This window comes from Martinezella rhizogenes (genome assembly GCF_027460065.1).
Classification (GTDB): Bacteria; Pseudomonadota; Alphaproteobacteria; order Rhizobiales; family Rhizobiaceae; genus Agrobacterium; species Agrobacterium rhizogenes_C.
In genome coordinates this window covers 991,749-1,006,972 of the sequence record NZ_JAPYZZ010000001.1, presented here as the reverse complement: position 1 = coordinate 1,006,972, position 15,224 = coordinate 991,749, and the positions used below count along the sequence as shown (strand labels likewise).

10 protein-coding genes are annotated in these 15,224 nt (G+C 58.7%); 5 read left to right on the top strand and 5 right to left on the bottom strand.

What is annotated here, in order from left to right:
- Positions 1 to 291: 291 nt before the first annotated feature.
- The gene (hemA, locus tag O8B93_RS04775; protein WP_269708605.1) at positions 292 to 1,509 is read right to left on the bottom strand and encodes a 5-aminolevulinate synthase; all 1,218 of its coding nucleotides are present in this window, start codon (positions 1,507 to 1,509) and stop codon (positions 292 to 294) included.
- Positions 1,510 to 1,880: 371 nt separating this feature from the next.
- On the opposite strand from hemA, the gene O8B93_RS04770 reads away from it, so the two are divergent.
- The 5 genes from O8B93_RS04770 (at position 1,881) to O8B93_RS04750 (ending at position 11,193) form a co-directional block, all read left to right on the top strand.
- Positions 1,881 to 2,132, top strand: coding sequence for a YMGG-like glycine zipper-containing protein (locus O8B93_RS04770; RefSeq protein WP_003504940.1), 252 nt, complete (start codon positions 1,881 to 1,883; stop codon positions 2,130 to 2,132).
- A gap of 175 nt (positions 2,133 to 2,307) precedes the next feature.
- Positions 2,308 to 4,233, top strand: coding sequence for an autotransporter assembly complex protein TamA (locus O8B93_RS04765; protein WP_269708604.1), 1,926 nt, complete (start codon positions 2,308 to 2,310; stop codon positions 4,231 to 4,233).
- Positions 4,234 to 4,278: 45 nt separating this feature from the next.
- Positions 4,279 to 8,439, top strand: a complete 4,161-nt coding sequence (locus O8B93_RS04760; RefSeq protein WP_269708603.1) for a translocation/assembly module TamB domain-containing protein — start codon at positions 4,279 to 4,281, stop codon at positions 8,437 to 8,439.
- Between the two features lie 168 nt (positions 8,440 to 8,607).
- On the top strand, positions 8,608 to 9,084 hold the full coding sequence (locus tag O8B93_RS04755) for a chemotaxis protein CheW (RefSeq protein WP_003504949.1): 477 nt from the start codon (positions 8,608 to 8,610) through the stop codon (positions 9,082 to 9,084).
- Positions 9,085 to 9,456: 372 nt separating this feature from the next.
- A complete protein-coding gene (locus O8B93_RS04750) occupies positions 9,457 to 11,193 on the top strand; it encodes a methyl-accepting chemotaxis protein (protein WP_405049015.1) in 1,737 nt (578 codons plus the stop codon).
- Between the two features lie 30 nt (positions 11,194 to 11,223).
- On the opposite strand, the gene fdhD is transcribed toward O8B93_RS04750, so the two are convergent.
- From fdhD to O8B93_RS04730, 4 genes are all read right to left on the bottom strand, one after another.
- Complete coding sequence (fdhD, locus tag O8B93_RS04745; protein ID WP_269708658.1) at positions 11,224 to 12,039, bottom strand: formate dehydrogenase accessory sulfurtransferase FdhD; 816 nt, start codon at positions 12,037 to 12,039, stop codon at positions 11,224 to 11,226.
- Positions 12,040 to 12,309: 270 nt separating this feature from the next.
- The gene (locus O8B93_RS04740; RefSeq protein WP_006310765.1) at positions 12,310 to 12,720 is read right to left on the bottom strand and encodes a F0F1 ATP synthase subunit epsilon; all 411 of its coding nucleotides are present in this window, start codon (positions 12,718 to 12,720) and stop codon (positions 12,310 to 12,312) included.
- A 129-nt stretch (positions 12,721 to 12,849) separates the two neighbouring features.
- On the bottom strand, positions 12,850 to 14,304 hold the full coding sequence (atpD, locus tag O8B93_RS04735; RefSeq protein ID WP_035221615.1) for a F0F1 ATP synthase subunit beta: 1,455 nt from the start codon (positions 14,302 to 14,304) through the stop codon (positions 12,850 to 12,852).
- Positions 14,305 to 14,327: 23 nt separating this feature from the next.
- On the bottom strand, positions 14,328 to 15,206 hold the full coding sequence (locus O8B93_RS04730; protein ID WP_269708601.1) for a F0F1 ATP synthase subunit gamma: 879 nt from the start codon (positions 15,204 to 15,206) through the stop codon (positions 14,328 to 14,330).
- Positions 15,207 to 15,224: the final 18 nt, after the last annotated feature.

The window sequence follows — 15,224 nt, the reverse complement described above, 5'->3', positions numbered from 1 at the left end:
ATGTCGATGCCGACAAAATGGCTAGTATAGGTCATGAGGTCTTGTCTCCCTTATACGCGAGCGCTCGGCTCTCTCAACGGTTCGACGAAGCCTCGTAATGCGCAGAGGGTTTTGCTTTTTTTCGAACGAAAAGTTCAGGCCCGCAAGGACCAACCGCTCTGCTCATCGTCTCGACGGTGTTGCAACCACCTTCAAGACAAACAAGGCCGGAACATCATAACGATGGTCCGGCCTTTAATGTATAAGGCCGCGTAAACGCGGCCCTGATTTTTCCTGTCTGAACTGCGGCCGTCAGGCCACCGCACGCGCCAGCGCGCAATGCGACCAGAGCTGGTGCAGCGCGCCGACCAGATGCTCGATGTCCGCATCGCTGTGCAACGGCGTCGGCGTGATGCGCAGGCGCTCGGTCTTGCGCGGCACCGTCGGATAATTGATCGGCTGTACGTAGACGCCGTGACTATCCAGCAGAATGTCCGAAATCCACTTGCACTTGGCGGCATCGCCGACCATGACCGGCACGATGTGGCTTGGATTGTCCATATGCGGAATGCCGCGGGCATCGAGAAGACCGCGCAGCCTGCGCACCCGGTCCTGATGGCGGGCACGCTCGAAAGGGCTGGCCTTCAGATGCTGGATCGAGGCAATTGCACCGGCGGCAAGCGACGGCGGCAGGGCCGTCGTGAAGATGAAGCCGGAGGCAAAAGAGCGGATGAAATCGCAGACCGCCGTAGAACCGGTAATATAGCCGCCCATCACGCCGAAGGCCTTGCCAAGTGTTCCCTCGATGATCGTCAGGCGATCCATCAAGCCTTCGCGCTCGGCAATGCCGCCGCCACGCGGCCCGTACATGCCAACGGCATGGACTTCGTCGAGATAGGTCATGGCGCCGTAACGGTCGGCCAGATCACAGATTTCCTTGATCGGCGCGATATCGCCATCCATCGAATAGACCGATTCAAAGGCAATCAGCTTCGGCGCGTTCGGATCCGCTGCCTTAAGCTTCGCCTCAAGATCTTCAAGATCGTTGTGTTTCCAGATAACCCGCTCGCAACGACCGTAACGGATGCCTTCGATCATCGATGCATGGTTGAGTGCATCGGAGAAAATGATGAGGCCCGGAATTTTCTGACCAAGCGTACCGAGGGTCGCCCAGTTGGAAACGTAACCAGACGTGAAGATCAGCGCCGATTCCTTGCCATGAAGGTCGGCAAGTTCCTGTTCGAGCAGAACGTGGTAATGGTTGGTTCCAGAAATGTTCCGGGTGCCTCCCGCACCCGCGCCACAGTGATCGATGGCGGCCTTCATGGCTTCGATGACTTTCGGGTTCTGGCCCATGCCGAGATAGTCGTTGGAGCACCAGACGGTTACGTCCTTGCGTTCGCCATTGGCGTTGTACCGTGTCGCGCGGGGGAAATTGCCCTGCTGGCGCTCGATATCCGCAAAAACGCGATAACGTCCCTCAGAATGCAGGCTTTGCAGTTCCGTCGTAAAAAATGCCTCGAAGTCCATGCCATGCTCCAGAATTGACCAGATCGTTTTCTGCCTCGACACCGGGACCGTCAACCCTTGCGAGCTGCTTTAACCACGTCTGCGTCAATTCGCCGTTGTTTTGAACCATTCCAATAAACCGTTTATAGACGCTGATGAAAAGTACAAAATTGATTCACATCAAAAAACCGCGAGATTTGGAACCTTTTTCGCACCGCGCCGTTGTCTCGCACACAATCGATTTACGCTCGCAGGAATGCCTGGAAGATGAGGCTTCCCTAAACGACATCGAATTGTTAGTTATCTGTGGCGGTCGGAGGTAGCAGTCGCCGCAGATAAATATGGGACGCCTACCGAGCCGAAGAGCTCATTGTAACGTTGGAGAGAGTTTCATGAAAAAGGCAATCATATTTGCGCTCGTCGGCCTGTCGCTTGCAAGCTGCACGCAGACTGAAAAGGGCGCTTCGATCGGCGCTGTTTCCGGCGCTGTCATTGGTGGAGCCATCACGGGTAACGTTCGCGGCGCGGCAGTTGGCGCAGCGATCGGCGGCGTCGGCGGCGCTTTGATCGGCAATGCATCCGAGCCGGGTTATTGCTATTATCGCGACCAGTACGGTCAGCGTTACACGGCACGTTGCCGCTAATCGCTGCGTGACATACCGTTGCACAGAAGCCCCGGTCACCCGGGGCTTTTTGCGTTAAGGGGGCAAAAACGCAGGCCAAAGGGTCCCCAAAGCCGTTTGCTTATGATTAAATTGCAATGTTAACGGACAGGAAACGGGTCAGAGCCATAATAAATGCTCAACCATAAAGCAGCTTATGCGAAGAACACGGACTAACCCGAAGACACGTATTGCGTATCGGAAAGCTGGCACCGCTCTTGCGGTTGCTTTCACGTTCGCCCTGTATCCGGCGTTTGCCCGTGATGCTTTCGCCTTCAAACTGTTCGGCATGCGCCTCTGGGGTTCGGAAGAACCGGAGGTCGAGGTTATCAACCCGGTCAAATATGCCGTCACGCTTGACGCGGCCGACGCCGACAAGTCCCTCCGGGGCAGCCTGGAAAACAGCTCGCTTCTTCTGGCCGACAAGGACAAGCCTGCCTCCGGCGATCTCGGCCTTCTGATAAAGGCGCGAGACGACAGGGACAGGCTGATCGCCGCGCTTTACGAAAATGCCCGTTATGGCGGCATCGTCAACGTGACCGTGGCCGGAAAGAACGTTGATGACCTGCCTCCTAACCCGGTCTTCGATCACAGCGCACCTGTACCCGTGGTCATAACGGTAACGCCGGGCCCGAAATTCACCCTCGGCAACGTTCGCCTTGAAGGCGATGTAACGGGCCGCAATCTTGAGGAATACGGCCTGATCAATGGCGGCGATGCCGGGTCGCTGGCAATCATCCGCGCCGGCAACAAGCTGATCGACGATCTCAAGGCGGAAGGCCGACCACTTGCGAAACTGACGAAGCGCGAGGCGGTCGCAAACCACGCAACAAATACGGTCGACATTACGATGGCAGCTGAAGGCGGCCCCGTTGCGCCACTCGGCACGGTCACCGTCACCGGCGAAAAAGCCGTCGATGGCGACTTCATCCGCCGTTATTCGCGCCTCAATGGCGGCGAGCCCTATTCGCCGGAAAAGCTGCGCAAGGCTGCCGACCGCCTGCGCCAGCTCGGCGTCTTTTCCAGCCTGACGATAAAGGAGGCGGGGACCCTCGCCCGCGACGGCTCCATTCCGCTCACCATCGAAGTGTCCGAAGGCAAGCACCGTTATTTCGGCGTCGGCGCGCAATATTCCACCACGGAAGGCATCGGCCTACAGGGTTACTGGGGTCACCGGAACCTGTTCGGTCAGGCGGAATCATTGCGTATCGAAGGCTCGGTCTCGCGCATCGCCGAGGCATCGAGCGTCGAGGGCATGGATTATTCGGCGGGCATCACCTTCACCAAACCCGGCATGTTCAATCCGCGCACCACCTTCAAGACCAGCCTGATTGCCAAGACCGAACATCCCGATACCTATGAAGCCAAGACGCTGACGGGCACGGCCGGTTTTGCCTATGAGCTGAACGACACCGACACCGCCGCCGCCGGCCTCGAGGTGCAATGGGCCGATACCGAAGACGCCTTTGGCAAGAACGAATATCTGACCACCTCGATACCGCTGGAATTCGTTCGCGACACGCGTGACGACAAGCTGAACCCCACCGAAGGTTTCCGCGCATCCCTGGCCGCCAAGCCAAGCTATGAGGCGCTCAATGGTACGTTCTTCTCCTCTTTCGAAGGTTCCATCACCGGTTACAAGGGACTTGGTGCCGAAGACCGGTTGATCATGGCTGGAAAGCTCTCCGGTGGTGTTCTGGTGGGCGGCAGCGATCTGCAGGACATCCCGACCACACGGCGCTTTTTCGCCGGCGGTGGCGGATCGGTGCGCGGCTACAGCTATCAGGAAATTTCGCCCTATAATGCGGCGGGCGATGCGACCGGCGGCCGCTCCTATGTGGTCGGCTCCATTGAAGCCCGCATCAAGGTCACCGATACGATCGGTCTCGTGCCCTTCGTCGACGCCGGCGTGGTTTCGGATGAGGTGACCCCCGATTTTTCCGATATCCGGGCTGGTGCCGGTATCGGCCTGCGTTACGCGACGCCCTTCGGGCCTCTGCGTCTCGATGTCGCCATGCCGCTTGAAAAATACGACGGCGGCAACAATTTCGGCATTTATGCTGGTATCGGCCAGTCTTTTTAAACGCCGCAGTCGAACACCCTTGCAACAGAGTGTAGATTACCCTTGATGAAAACGTTGATTCGATTGCTGAAATGGCTGGGCTACGCTGCATTGTGCTGCGTGGTGCTGGTGTTGCTTGCGGTTCTGTTCGTCGGTTTTACGCCGATGGGCGCCCGGATTGCCGCAAAGCAGATTTCATCGCTCGTATCGACACCCGATCAGACGATCGAGATTTCGCCTCCCGGCGGCCTTCTGACCGGCCGCCTGCGGCTCGATAACGTCACGCTTTCAGACCGGCAGGGACCCTATGCCCGCGTGAACCAGATCGCCGTCGACTGGTCGCCGCTATCGCTGCTTGCCGGCACCTTCCATGCCGACCGCGTCGCGGCCGGATCGGTCGATGTCGAGCGCCAACCACTGCCGGCCCAGCAGACGGCCGGCAAAAGCTCCGGCGGCTCTTCGCTTCCCATTGAAATCGTCATCGATAATTTCAGCTTTCCGGACATCAGCCTAGGGCAGTCGCTTCTTGGCCGCGCCTTCGACCTGACGGCGGAAGGCAACCTCAAGGCCGCCCAGGACGACATGCGGCTTTCGCTCAACGCTCACAGGCGCAATGCTGTGGATGCGGAGGTCAATGCCGACGTTGCATTCCTGCCGAATGAGAACGTGCTGAAGCTGAAAGCCGAGATGAAGGAACCCGAAGGCGGCCTGCTCGCCACGCTGCTTTCGCTTCCCGGCACGCCTGCTGTGGCAATAGACCTCAATGGCGAAGGCCCGCTTTCCAGCTGGACGGGCACATTGCGCGGCAATGTCGCCGGCAATGCGGTGGTCAACGTTACCGGTCGTCATCTCCTTGGCGATGACGGAACGCGCCGTATCGAGATTGCAGGCGGCGGCCAGCCCGATCTGCTGCTGCCGCCTGCCTTCCGCCAGCTTTTTGCCGGCGAAACGAAGCTCGATGCGAATGCCACACTCTCTCCGCAGGGTCGCATCGACATCGGCAGCAGTACGCTGGAGACCGGCACGCTGCTGCTGACGGCATCCGGCACCGTCGATCCGAACGGTCAAAACGATCTGGCCGCCAACCTCATCGGCACCGCCGGCCCCGTGGACTTCCGCTGGCCACTCGGCAATGGTGAAATCCAGGCCCTCATCAACGGCCTCGATCTTTCCCTGAAGGGTGGTGCGGATGCCGCACACCTCAACACCACGGTTTCCCTGCGCAGCCTTACGCTGCCACAGGGCCGGCTTGATGATGTCAAACTGACCGCCGAAAGCGCCGATCTCAATATCGCCAACCGCAGCGGCACGATCGCAACCGTCCTGTCGGTGGTGCAATCATCCTTCGTCAGTCCCGATATCGACCGGCTGGTGCGTGCGCCTCTCACCATCAAGGCACCGCTCATTCTCACCTCCTCCACCATCGGCTTTAACGGCGCAACGCTGGAAAGCGCCAGCGTCGGCGGAACCCTGAACGGCAGTTTCGATCTCACCGATAATCGCCTGACGTCAAGCGTCCAACTCTTCGCGCTTCCCGCCACGCTTCCACCGGCGCTGGCGGAAAAATTCGACACCACCATCGCCCTGGAGGGCGATATCGACATGACCATCGGTGGACGCACCAGCGTCGAGAACCTCGTTGTCAAGTCCGGCACGATCGAGGCGGCGGGCAATGTCAGCCTCGAAAATGATGCACTAAGCGCCGACCTCAAGGGTAAATTCCCGGCGCTCGAAAAGCTGACACCTCAGGCAAAAGGCATCGCCGATTTTGCAATCGAAGCCAGCGGCGCGCTTGCCGCCCCCGATTTCAACGTGACCCTGAGTTCCGAAAGTGCCGTCCTTGCCGGACGAAAACTCGAAGCATTGAAGGTCAATGCTTCCGGCAAGGCCGACCCGACCGCACCGCAGGCAAAGCTGACGGCCAGCGGCAGCCTCGACCGGCAGAAGATCGATGCCAACGCCAATGTGGTGCAGACCGAAAATGGCACGGCAATACCCGAACTTCATGTCGCAGTGGGCCGCAACATTCTGGACGGGAAGCTGCAATTTTCGCAGCAATTCCTGCCGACGGGCAATCTCTCCTTCAATTTCCCCGATCTCGCCCTGCTGGCCGCACTGGCCGCCCAGCAGGCGGATGGCGATATTGCCGGCGATATCGCGCTGAGCAACGCCAATGGCAAGATCGCCGCGACGATAAAGGCAAATGGCAGCAGCATCCGCCAGGGCACGACAACGATTTCAAAACTGGCCGCCGATATCTCTATCGATGACCTTCAAGCCCTTGCAATCAACGGCAAGATCAGCGCCGACAGCGTCAATGCCGGCACGGCCGCGATTTCAGGCCTGAATGCCACCATCGGACATTCCGGCACAACGACCGCGTTCGATGTCAACGGCCGCTATGACAATGCGCCGCTGGTAGTGAAAGGCAGCGCCGATACCGGCGGCTCACCCATGACCGTGCGGGTCGACGCCTTTTCGGCCGCCCCCAAGGGAATTCCGGTGCGGCTTGAAAAACCAAGCACCATCGCCATCCAGAATGGTACGGCCCGCATCACCGATCTGACCATCATCACGGGCGATGGTCGCGTAGAGGTCAACGGCACCGCCGGTTCGACCCTCGACGTCAAGGCCGATATCCGCTCGCTTCCCGCGAGCCTCGCCAACGCCTTTGCCGCCGGGCTGGATGCGGCGGGCAGCATATCCGGCACGGTCAGTGCCAAGGGTGCAGCATCCGACCCCTCGGTTGATTATAATCTGAACTGGGCCAATGCCGAAGTTGCCCAGACCCGCGCTGCGGGGCTTGCCGCCCTCGGTATAAAGGCCAATGGCCGGTTTGCCGGCGGCAACTTGCAGATCGACACCAATGTGACCGGTCAGGGTGGCATGTCGCTTTCCGGCGGCGGCTCGCTCGGTATTGCCGGTAGTCGTCCGCTTTCCATGGCTTTTTCCGGTCGGCTGCCTTTCAGCGCAGTTGCGGCGCAAACCTCCGCACAGGGCCTCGACGTGGACGGCACTGCCGCCATCGACGTCAGAATCTCCGGCACCGCTTCCGCACCTGTGGTGACAGGCAGCATCACCACCGATGGCACGCGCCTGACGGATGTGCGCCGGAACCTGACGATCAATGGCCTCGGCGCAACGATCACGTTTGACCGCGACCGTGCCGTCATTTCCAGATTGACGGGCAAGCTCGCCGGTGGTGGGACGATCTCGGGCACCGGTAACATCGGCATTGCCGGCGGTTCGGGTTTCCCCGCCGATATTTCGATCACGCTCGATCGCGCCGGTTATAATGACGGCACACTGGTGACGACGGTGGTGAGCGGCACGCTGACGCTGAAAGGACCACTGCTGAATTCGCCAGTACTCGGTGGCAACCTGACGCTCGACAGAAGTGCTATTACCATTCCGGAGAAACTGCCGGCCTCGCTGACGGAAATCGACGTCAAGCACAAGAACGCACCGCCAAAGGTGCGCGCTCAGGCCAAGGCGCTCGGAGCAGACCAGGGCGGCAGCGGCAGCTCCTCCACCATCAATCTCGATCTGCAGGTGAATGCCCCGAGCGGCATCTTCGTGCGCGGCCGCGGCATCGATGCGGAACTGACCGGCAACCTGACTATCCGCGGCACGGCAGCCGTTCCCGTCATCTCGGGTGGCTTTGAAATGCGCCGCGGCCGGCTGGAAATCCTTACCCGCCGTCTCGATTTCACGACAGGCAATATCACCTTCGGCGGCGGCCTCGTCCCGGTTCTCGATATGAAGGCGGACTCGACGGTCGGTTCGACCACAGTCACCGTATCCGTTTCCGGCAACGCCAACGACCCGACCTTTGCCTTCTCCTCCGCCCCGGCCCTGCCGCAGGATGAGGTAATGGCGCAGCTGATCTTCGGCCAGTCCATGTCGAAACTCTCCGCCCTGCAGATCGCACGGCTGGCCGATGCCGCCGCCCAGCTGGCCGGTGGACGCTCAACCTCGCTGTTCGACAAGCTCCGAAGCAATCTCGGTGTCGACGATCTCGATATTTCCACGGATAGCGAAGGGCAGGCCCGCGTTTCCGCCGGCAAGTATCTCAATGAAAGAACCTATCTCGAATTGCAGCAGAGCGGCGATTCCGGTGCAAAGGCGATCATCAACCTCGATGTTGGGCGCGGCGTGAAGCTGCGCGGCGAAGCAGGCGGCAACGGCGAAGGCGCGGCCGGAATATTTTACGAGAAGGAATATTGAGGGGGCTCCGCATTTAGGTTTGCGAAACCATCTCATGCTACGAATCTTCCATTGAAGACGGAAATAATATTTCCGGCTGTTCAGGCACCAGGCAGAACGCCAAATTCGCACATGCAAGTGTCGGTGCACTTGCGCCGGCCTCCACAGCGAGCATTGGGAAGAATTCTGATGGCAATGATTAACTCTACCAATTTTGGCGGTGAGACGCTCGAAATCATCGCATTCCGCCTGCATGATCAGGAGTTCTGCGTGAAGACGACGACCATCCGCGAAATCCGCGGCTGGGCGCCTTCCACGCCCATTCCCCACGCGCCGAAAGACGTCATCGGCGTCATGAACCTGCGCGGCTCGGTCATTCCGATCATCGATCTGGCCCACAAGCTCGGCATGAAGAGCACCGTCGCCAATGAACGAAGCGCCATCGTGGTTGCCGAAGTGCACAACATGGTCATCGGCATGCTGGTCGACCGCGTTTCGGACATACTCACGATTCCGGCAAACCAGGTGCAGCCGGTTCCGGAAATCTCGGCGTCTTTCGACAAGTCATATTCCGAAGGCATCATTGCCAACGAACACGGGATGATCTGCTTCCTGAACCTCGCAAAGATGTTCAAGGGAACCGAAGCCGAAGATCTTGCCGCCTGATCAGGCGACTACAGTCTGACGCAGGCGTTTCACTGCAATCATCGACAACAAAAACAGACCGCCGGAGCACCCCCGGCGGTTTTTGTTTTCCCGCTCGCTCCACAACTTAAATAAGAACATTTTAATATTATGGATATCTAATATTAAAAGCCGACGAACAGTGCCTCACCCGCATCATATCACGAGGGTCCGATAGCTGACGAAGGCCGCAAAAGTCGCAAGTGCCTGCATTGCTGCCTGTGGTGGCAAAACCTGTTCGTTGTTCAACATGATACGGCGTGGACCACACCTTGGGTGCGTCGAGCCGCTCCGTGGACCGATATTTGGGGGACGTTAATGCTGGGGTTAGGGAAAAGCGCAGATAACCGAAATATGCTCGATGCGATATCCAGATCGCAGGCGGTCATAGAATTCGATCTCAAGGGTAATATTCTCACCGCAAATAAGAATTTCTGCACGGCGCTGGGTTATGATCTCAGTGAGATCGTCGGCAAACATCATCGCATCTTCTGTGACACAGAACTCACCGGCTCGCGGGCCTATCAGGAGTTCTGGGACTCTCTTGCTCGTGGAGAATTTCAGGCAAAAGACTATCGCCGCATCCGCAAGGACGGATCGGTTATCTGGATCGAAGCCTCCTACAACCCTGTTTTCCGCTCCGGCAAACCCTATAAGGTTGTCAAGATCGCTACCGATATCACTGCCAAGAAGATCAAGGCGGTCGAGGATGCCGGCAAGCTTGAAGCGCTATCGCGCTCCCAGGCAACGATCGAATTTTTCCCCGATGGAACCATAATCACCGCCAACCCGAATTTTTGTGCCACGGTGAATTACGACCTCAAGGAAATCGAGGGCAAGCATCACCGCATGTTCTGCGACTCCGCTTATGCTGCCTCTCCCGCCTATTCCAATTTCTGGCAGCGGCTGGCATCGGGAGAGTTCATCTCGGACGAATTTGTCCGCTATGGCAAGAACGGCAAGGAAATATGGATTCAGGCCGCCTATAACCCTGTCCTCAATGACGCGGGAAAAGTGGTGAAGGTGGTGAAATTCGCCACCGACGTGACACCGCGCATGAGCGCCATCACCGTGCTTGCCGATGCCCTCCAGGCGCTGGCCGCGGGCGACCTCGTGCAACGCCTTGACACCAGCTTCGTGCCCAGCATGGAGAAGCTGCGTGCGGACTTTAATGAGGTCGTCGGCAAGCTGCAGGCAACCATGCAGACGATCTCCCACAATGCCTCGACAATCGCCTCCGGCTCGGGCGAAATCCGCATCGCAGCCGATCAACTTTCACAACGCACCGAACAGCAGGCAGCCTCCCTTGAGGAAACTGCCGCCGCGCTGGAGGAGATCACCACCACCGTGACCGATGCCAGCCAGCGCGCCGGCGAAGCAGGCAAACTGGTGCTTCGGACGAGGGAACATGCCGAACATTCCGGCGCCGTCGTTCAGCAGGCGATTTCCGCTATGGATGCGATTTCGCGTTCCTCCGGCGAAATCACCAACATCATCGGCGTGATCGACGACATCGCCTTCCAGACCAATCTTCTGGCGTTGAATGCAGGCGTCGAAGCCGCCCGCGCCGGGGAGGCCGGCAAGGGCTTCGCCGTCGTGGCGCAGGAAGTGCGCGAGCTGGCGCAACGCTCCGCCGTGGCGGCCAAGGAGATCAAATCACTCATCAACACCTCCCGTGAACAGGTCGCCAATGGTGTCGATCTCGTCGGTAGAACCGGTGAGGCCTTGCGCGATATTCAGTCGCAGATGGGCGAAATCGACGTCAATGTCTCGGCGATCGTCGAGGCATCGCGCGAACAGGCGAATGGGTTGAGGGAGATTAATCAGGCCGTCAACGTCATGGATCAGGCGACCCAGAAAAATGCCGCCATGGTGGAAGAAACCACTGCCGCCAGCCACGGTCTCGCCAGTGAGGCCGACAACCTCTACGAATTGTTGCGACAGTTCAGAATATCCGGCGACGGACAGGCATCATCTGCCCAGCCCATCGATAAAAAACCCATCAGCATAACCCGGCTGCCGACACCACAGCCGCGATATGCTCCAGCAAGAGCGCATGGCAATGCGGCGGCCGAATGGGCGGAATTCTAAACCAGCCTATGCCGCAGCCAACCGCCGAGGCTACAGAATAATACGCTCCGCACGGGTGAAGATTTCGAAGTCTTCACCCCGGACCAACGCAACAAGCGTGATACCCGCTTTATCAGCAGTTTCGATGGCGAGCGCCGTAGGGGCAGAGATCGCCGCCAGAACTGGACAACCGAGGATCGCTGTCTTCTGCACCATCTCCACCGACAGGCGGCTGGTAACGGCCACAATACCCTTCTCCGCGGAGATACCCGCATTCACCACCGCACCCGCCAATTTATCGAGCGCATTGTGGCGGCCGACATCTTCGCGTGCCGCCAAAAGCCCCTCACGCGGACTATAAAACCCGGCACCGTGTACGGCCCTTGTTTCGCGATTGAGGGTTTGTGCATCGTTCAGCGCTTTCACAGCCGCAACGACATCATCGCCGTGGACCGACGATTTTACGCCGTTGAGATCCGGCACGATACGAACCGCCTGTTCTATCGATTCAATGCCGCAGAGACCGCAGCCCACCGGGCCTGCCATATGCCGTCGTCTCGCCCGCAGGGCATCGGCCTCGGCATCCATCAAATCCACCTGGACATCGTAACCCTGCCCCGCCTCGACCACTTCAATGGCATGGATTTCGGAGCGCGCCGATATGATGCCCTCGGTGAGGCTGAAGCCAACCGCAAAATCGATGAGATCGGCAGGGCTGGCCATCATCACGGCATGGGTGCTGCCGCCATAGGAAAAGGCAACCGGGACCTCTTCCGGCACGGCACGCTCACCTGTGGCAAGCGCACCCTCCCGCAAAGCGGTTCTGGCAACCCTTCGATAACTTGCTTCTACCGACACGACGATCATTCCTCCATGACGGAAAACACACCACCACATCGATCTGTGACCGGTAAAGCGGTATTCCTCTTCATCTTCACATCTATCCCATCGCTCAAAAAATCGGAATCGATTTCGGTAAACGCGAGCCAAGGCCGCATTACGTGCCTTGGGCGACAACCCGACATATCCCAAGCGGAGGAAACAGGAGACAGCTGAAAACAAAAAAGCGACCGAAACGGCCGCTTTCTGTTTTAAATATTTTGTGGGCAGTCATTCTTTCGAACCCGCCCGGTGCTTTCAAGCAGCGACGAGAACCTCATGCAGGTTCGTCAGCTCATAGAGGTGCTTTTCAAGCTTGGTCAGATGCTCGTGGTGATGATTGCCTTCCTGGATTTCGGCCTTGGCCGCATCGATGCGCTTCTGCAGCGTATCAGGAGACATATCGTCAGCCGAAACGGCGGATTCGGCGAGAAGCGTGCAACCCGTCGGGAGAATATCGGCAAAACCGCCGAAAACGACGTATTTATGCGTCTCACCGGAGGCGAACTTCACCGTCACCAGACCCGGCTTGATCGTCGTCATCGTCGGAGCGTGATTGGCCAGAACGGTCATTTCACCCAGCGTTGCCGGGATGACGACTTCCGTAACCGTTTCGGAAACGAGCAGACGTTCCGGGGAAACGAGATCGAATTTGAAACTGTCAGCCATGGCTATTCACTTCTTTTCAATTACGCGGGCGTCACGGACTTCATTGCTACAACGCCGGCATCACCATTCCGGTTTTGCCACCGTTGCCGGCAAGGCGCGCAGTTGAACCACGCGCCCGCCAATTCATTATCAGGCGGCTTCGCCAGCCAGCTTCTTTGCCTTTTCGATGGCTTCTTCCATCGAGCCGACCATGTAGAAAGCTGCTTCCGGCAGGCTGTCATATTCGCCGTTGACCAGGCCCTTGAAGCCCTTGATCGTGTCTTCGAGCGCAACGAGCTTGCCCGGCGAACCGGTGAAGACTTCAGCAACGAAGAACGGCTGCGACAGGAAGCGCTCGATCTTACGGGCGCGGGCAACCGTCAGCTTGTCTTCTTCCGACAGTTCGTCCATGCCGAGGATGGCGATGATGTCCTGAAGCGACTTGTAGCGCTGCAGGGTCGACTGAACCTTACGGGCAACTTCGTAGTGCTCTTCGCCGACGATCATTGGGTCGAGCATACGCGAGGTGGAGTCGAGCGGGTCAACAGCCGGGTAAATACCCTTTTCAGCGATCGAACGCGACAGAACCGTCGTTGCGTCAAGGTGCGCGAACGAGGTTGCCGGCGCCGGGTCGGTCAAGTCGTCGGCGGGAACGTAAATCGCCTGAACCGAGGTGATCGAACCCTTGTTCGTGGTGGTGATGCGTTCCTGCATCTGGCCCATGTCGGTTGCCAGCGTCGGCTGATAACCCACGGCCGAAGGAATACGACCGAGCAGAGCCGACACTTCCGAACCAGCCTGCGTGAAGCGGAAGATGTTGTCCACGAAGAACAGAACGTCCTGGCCTTCGTCACGGAAGTTCTCAGCGATCGTCAGACCGGTCAGAGCAACGCGAGCGCGGGCGCCCGGCGGTTCGTTCATCTGGCCGTAAACGAGCGCAGCCTTGGAGCCTTCGCCGCCGCCGAGCTTGTTGACGTTCGATTCGATCATTTCGTGGTAGAGGTCGTTACCTTCGCGGGTACGTTCACCCACGCCGGCGAATACCGAATAACCACCATGCGCCTTGGCGACGTTGTTGATCAGTTCCATGATGAGAACCGTCTTGCCAACGCCGGCGCCGCCGAACAGACCGATCTTGCCGCCCTTGGCGTAAGGAGCCAGAAGGTCGACGACCTTGATGCCGGTGACGAGGATCTGCGCTTCGGTCGACTGCTCGACGTAAGACGGTGCATCCTGGTGGATGGCGCGCTTCTTGGCCGTGGTGATCGGACCAGCTTCGTCAACCGGCTCGCCGATGACGTTCATGATGCGGCCGAGCGTTTCCGGACCGACCGGAACTTCGATCGGTGCGCCGGTGTTGGCGACGGCCTGACCGCGGACGAGACCTTCGGTCGAGTCCATGGCGATCGTACGAACGACGTTTTCGCCGAGATGCTGCGCGACTTCCAGAACGAGGCGGTTGCCGTTGTTCTCGGTTTCGAGCGCGTTCAGGATCGGAGGCAGTTCGCCTTCGAACGCCACGTCGACAACAGCGCCGATAACCTGGGTAACCTTGCCCGCGCCGTTCACCGCTGCGGTTTTCTTGGGGGTAGCTGCCTTAGCCATTATCCTTACCCTCTTTCCTTACCTCAGAGCGCTTCCGCGCCCGAAATGATTTCAATGAGTTCCTTGGTGATCTGAGCCTGACGCTGACGGTTGTAAGAAAGCGTCAGCTTGTTGATCATCTCACCGGCATTGCGCGTTGCATTGTCCATCGCGCTCATCTTGGCGCCCATTTCACCGGCAACGTTTTCGAGCAGAGCCCGGAAAACCTGAACCGAAATGTTGCGCGGAATAAGGTCTTCCAGAATAGAAGCCGCATCCGGCTCATATTCGTAGACGGCGTTCTGCGTCGTCTCATCCGCTTCCACAACAGGCGTAGCGGCCGGAATGAGCTGCAGGCCGGTCGGGATCTGGCTGATGACGGACTTGAATTCCGAATAGATCAGCGTGCAGACGTCGAATTCACCCGCATTGAAGAGCGAGATCACCTTCTTGGCGATCTGGTCGGCGTTTTCAAAGCCGACCTTCTTCACGTCGCGCAGTTCGACGCGCTCGATGATGTTGGCTGCAAATTCGCGGCGAAGGCTGTCGTAACCCTTCTTGCCAACCGTGATGATCTTGACCGTCTTGCCTTCAGAAATCAGCTTGCGGGCGTGATCGCGGGCAAAACGGGCGATTTGCGAGTTGAAACCACCGCAAAGACCACGTTCAGCCGTGCAGACGACGAGCAGGTGCACGTCGTCCTTGCCGGTGCCGGTCATCAGCGCCGGAGCAACGTCCGCCTCAACCGCCGTGGCGATGTTGGCAAGAACGGCGCTCATGCGCTGAGAATAAGGCCGGGCGGCCTCCGCAGCTTCCTGGGCGCGCCGAAGCTTCGCCGCGGCGACCATTTTCATCGCCTTGGTAATCTTCTGCGTCGCCTTCACGGAGGCAATGCGGTTTTTCAGATCCTTTAGTGAAGGCATCCGTTATCCGTCCGAGTA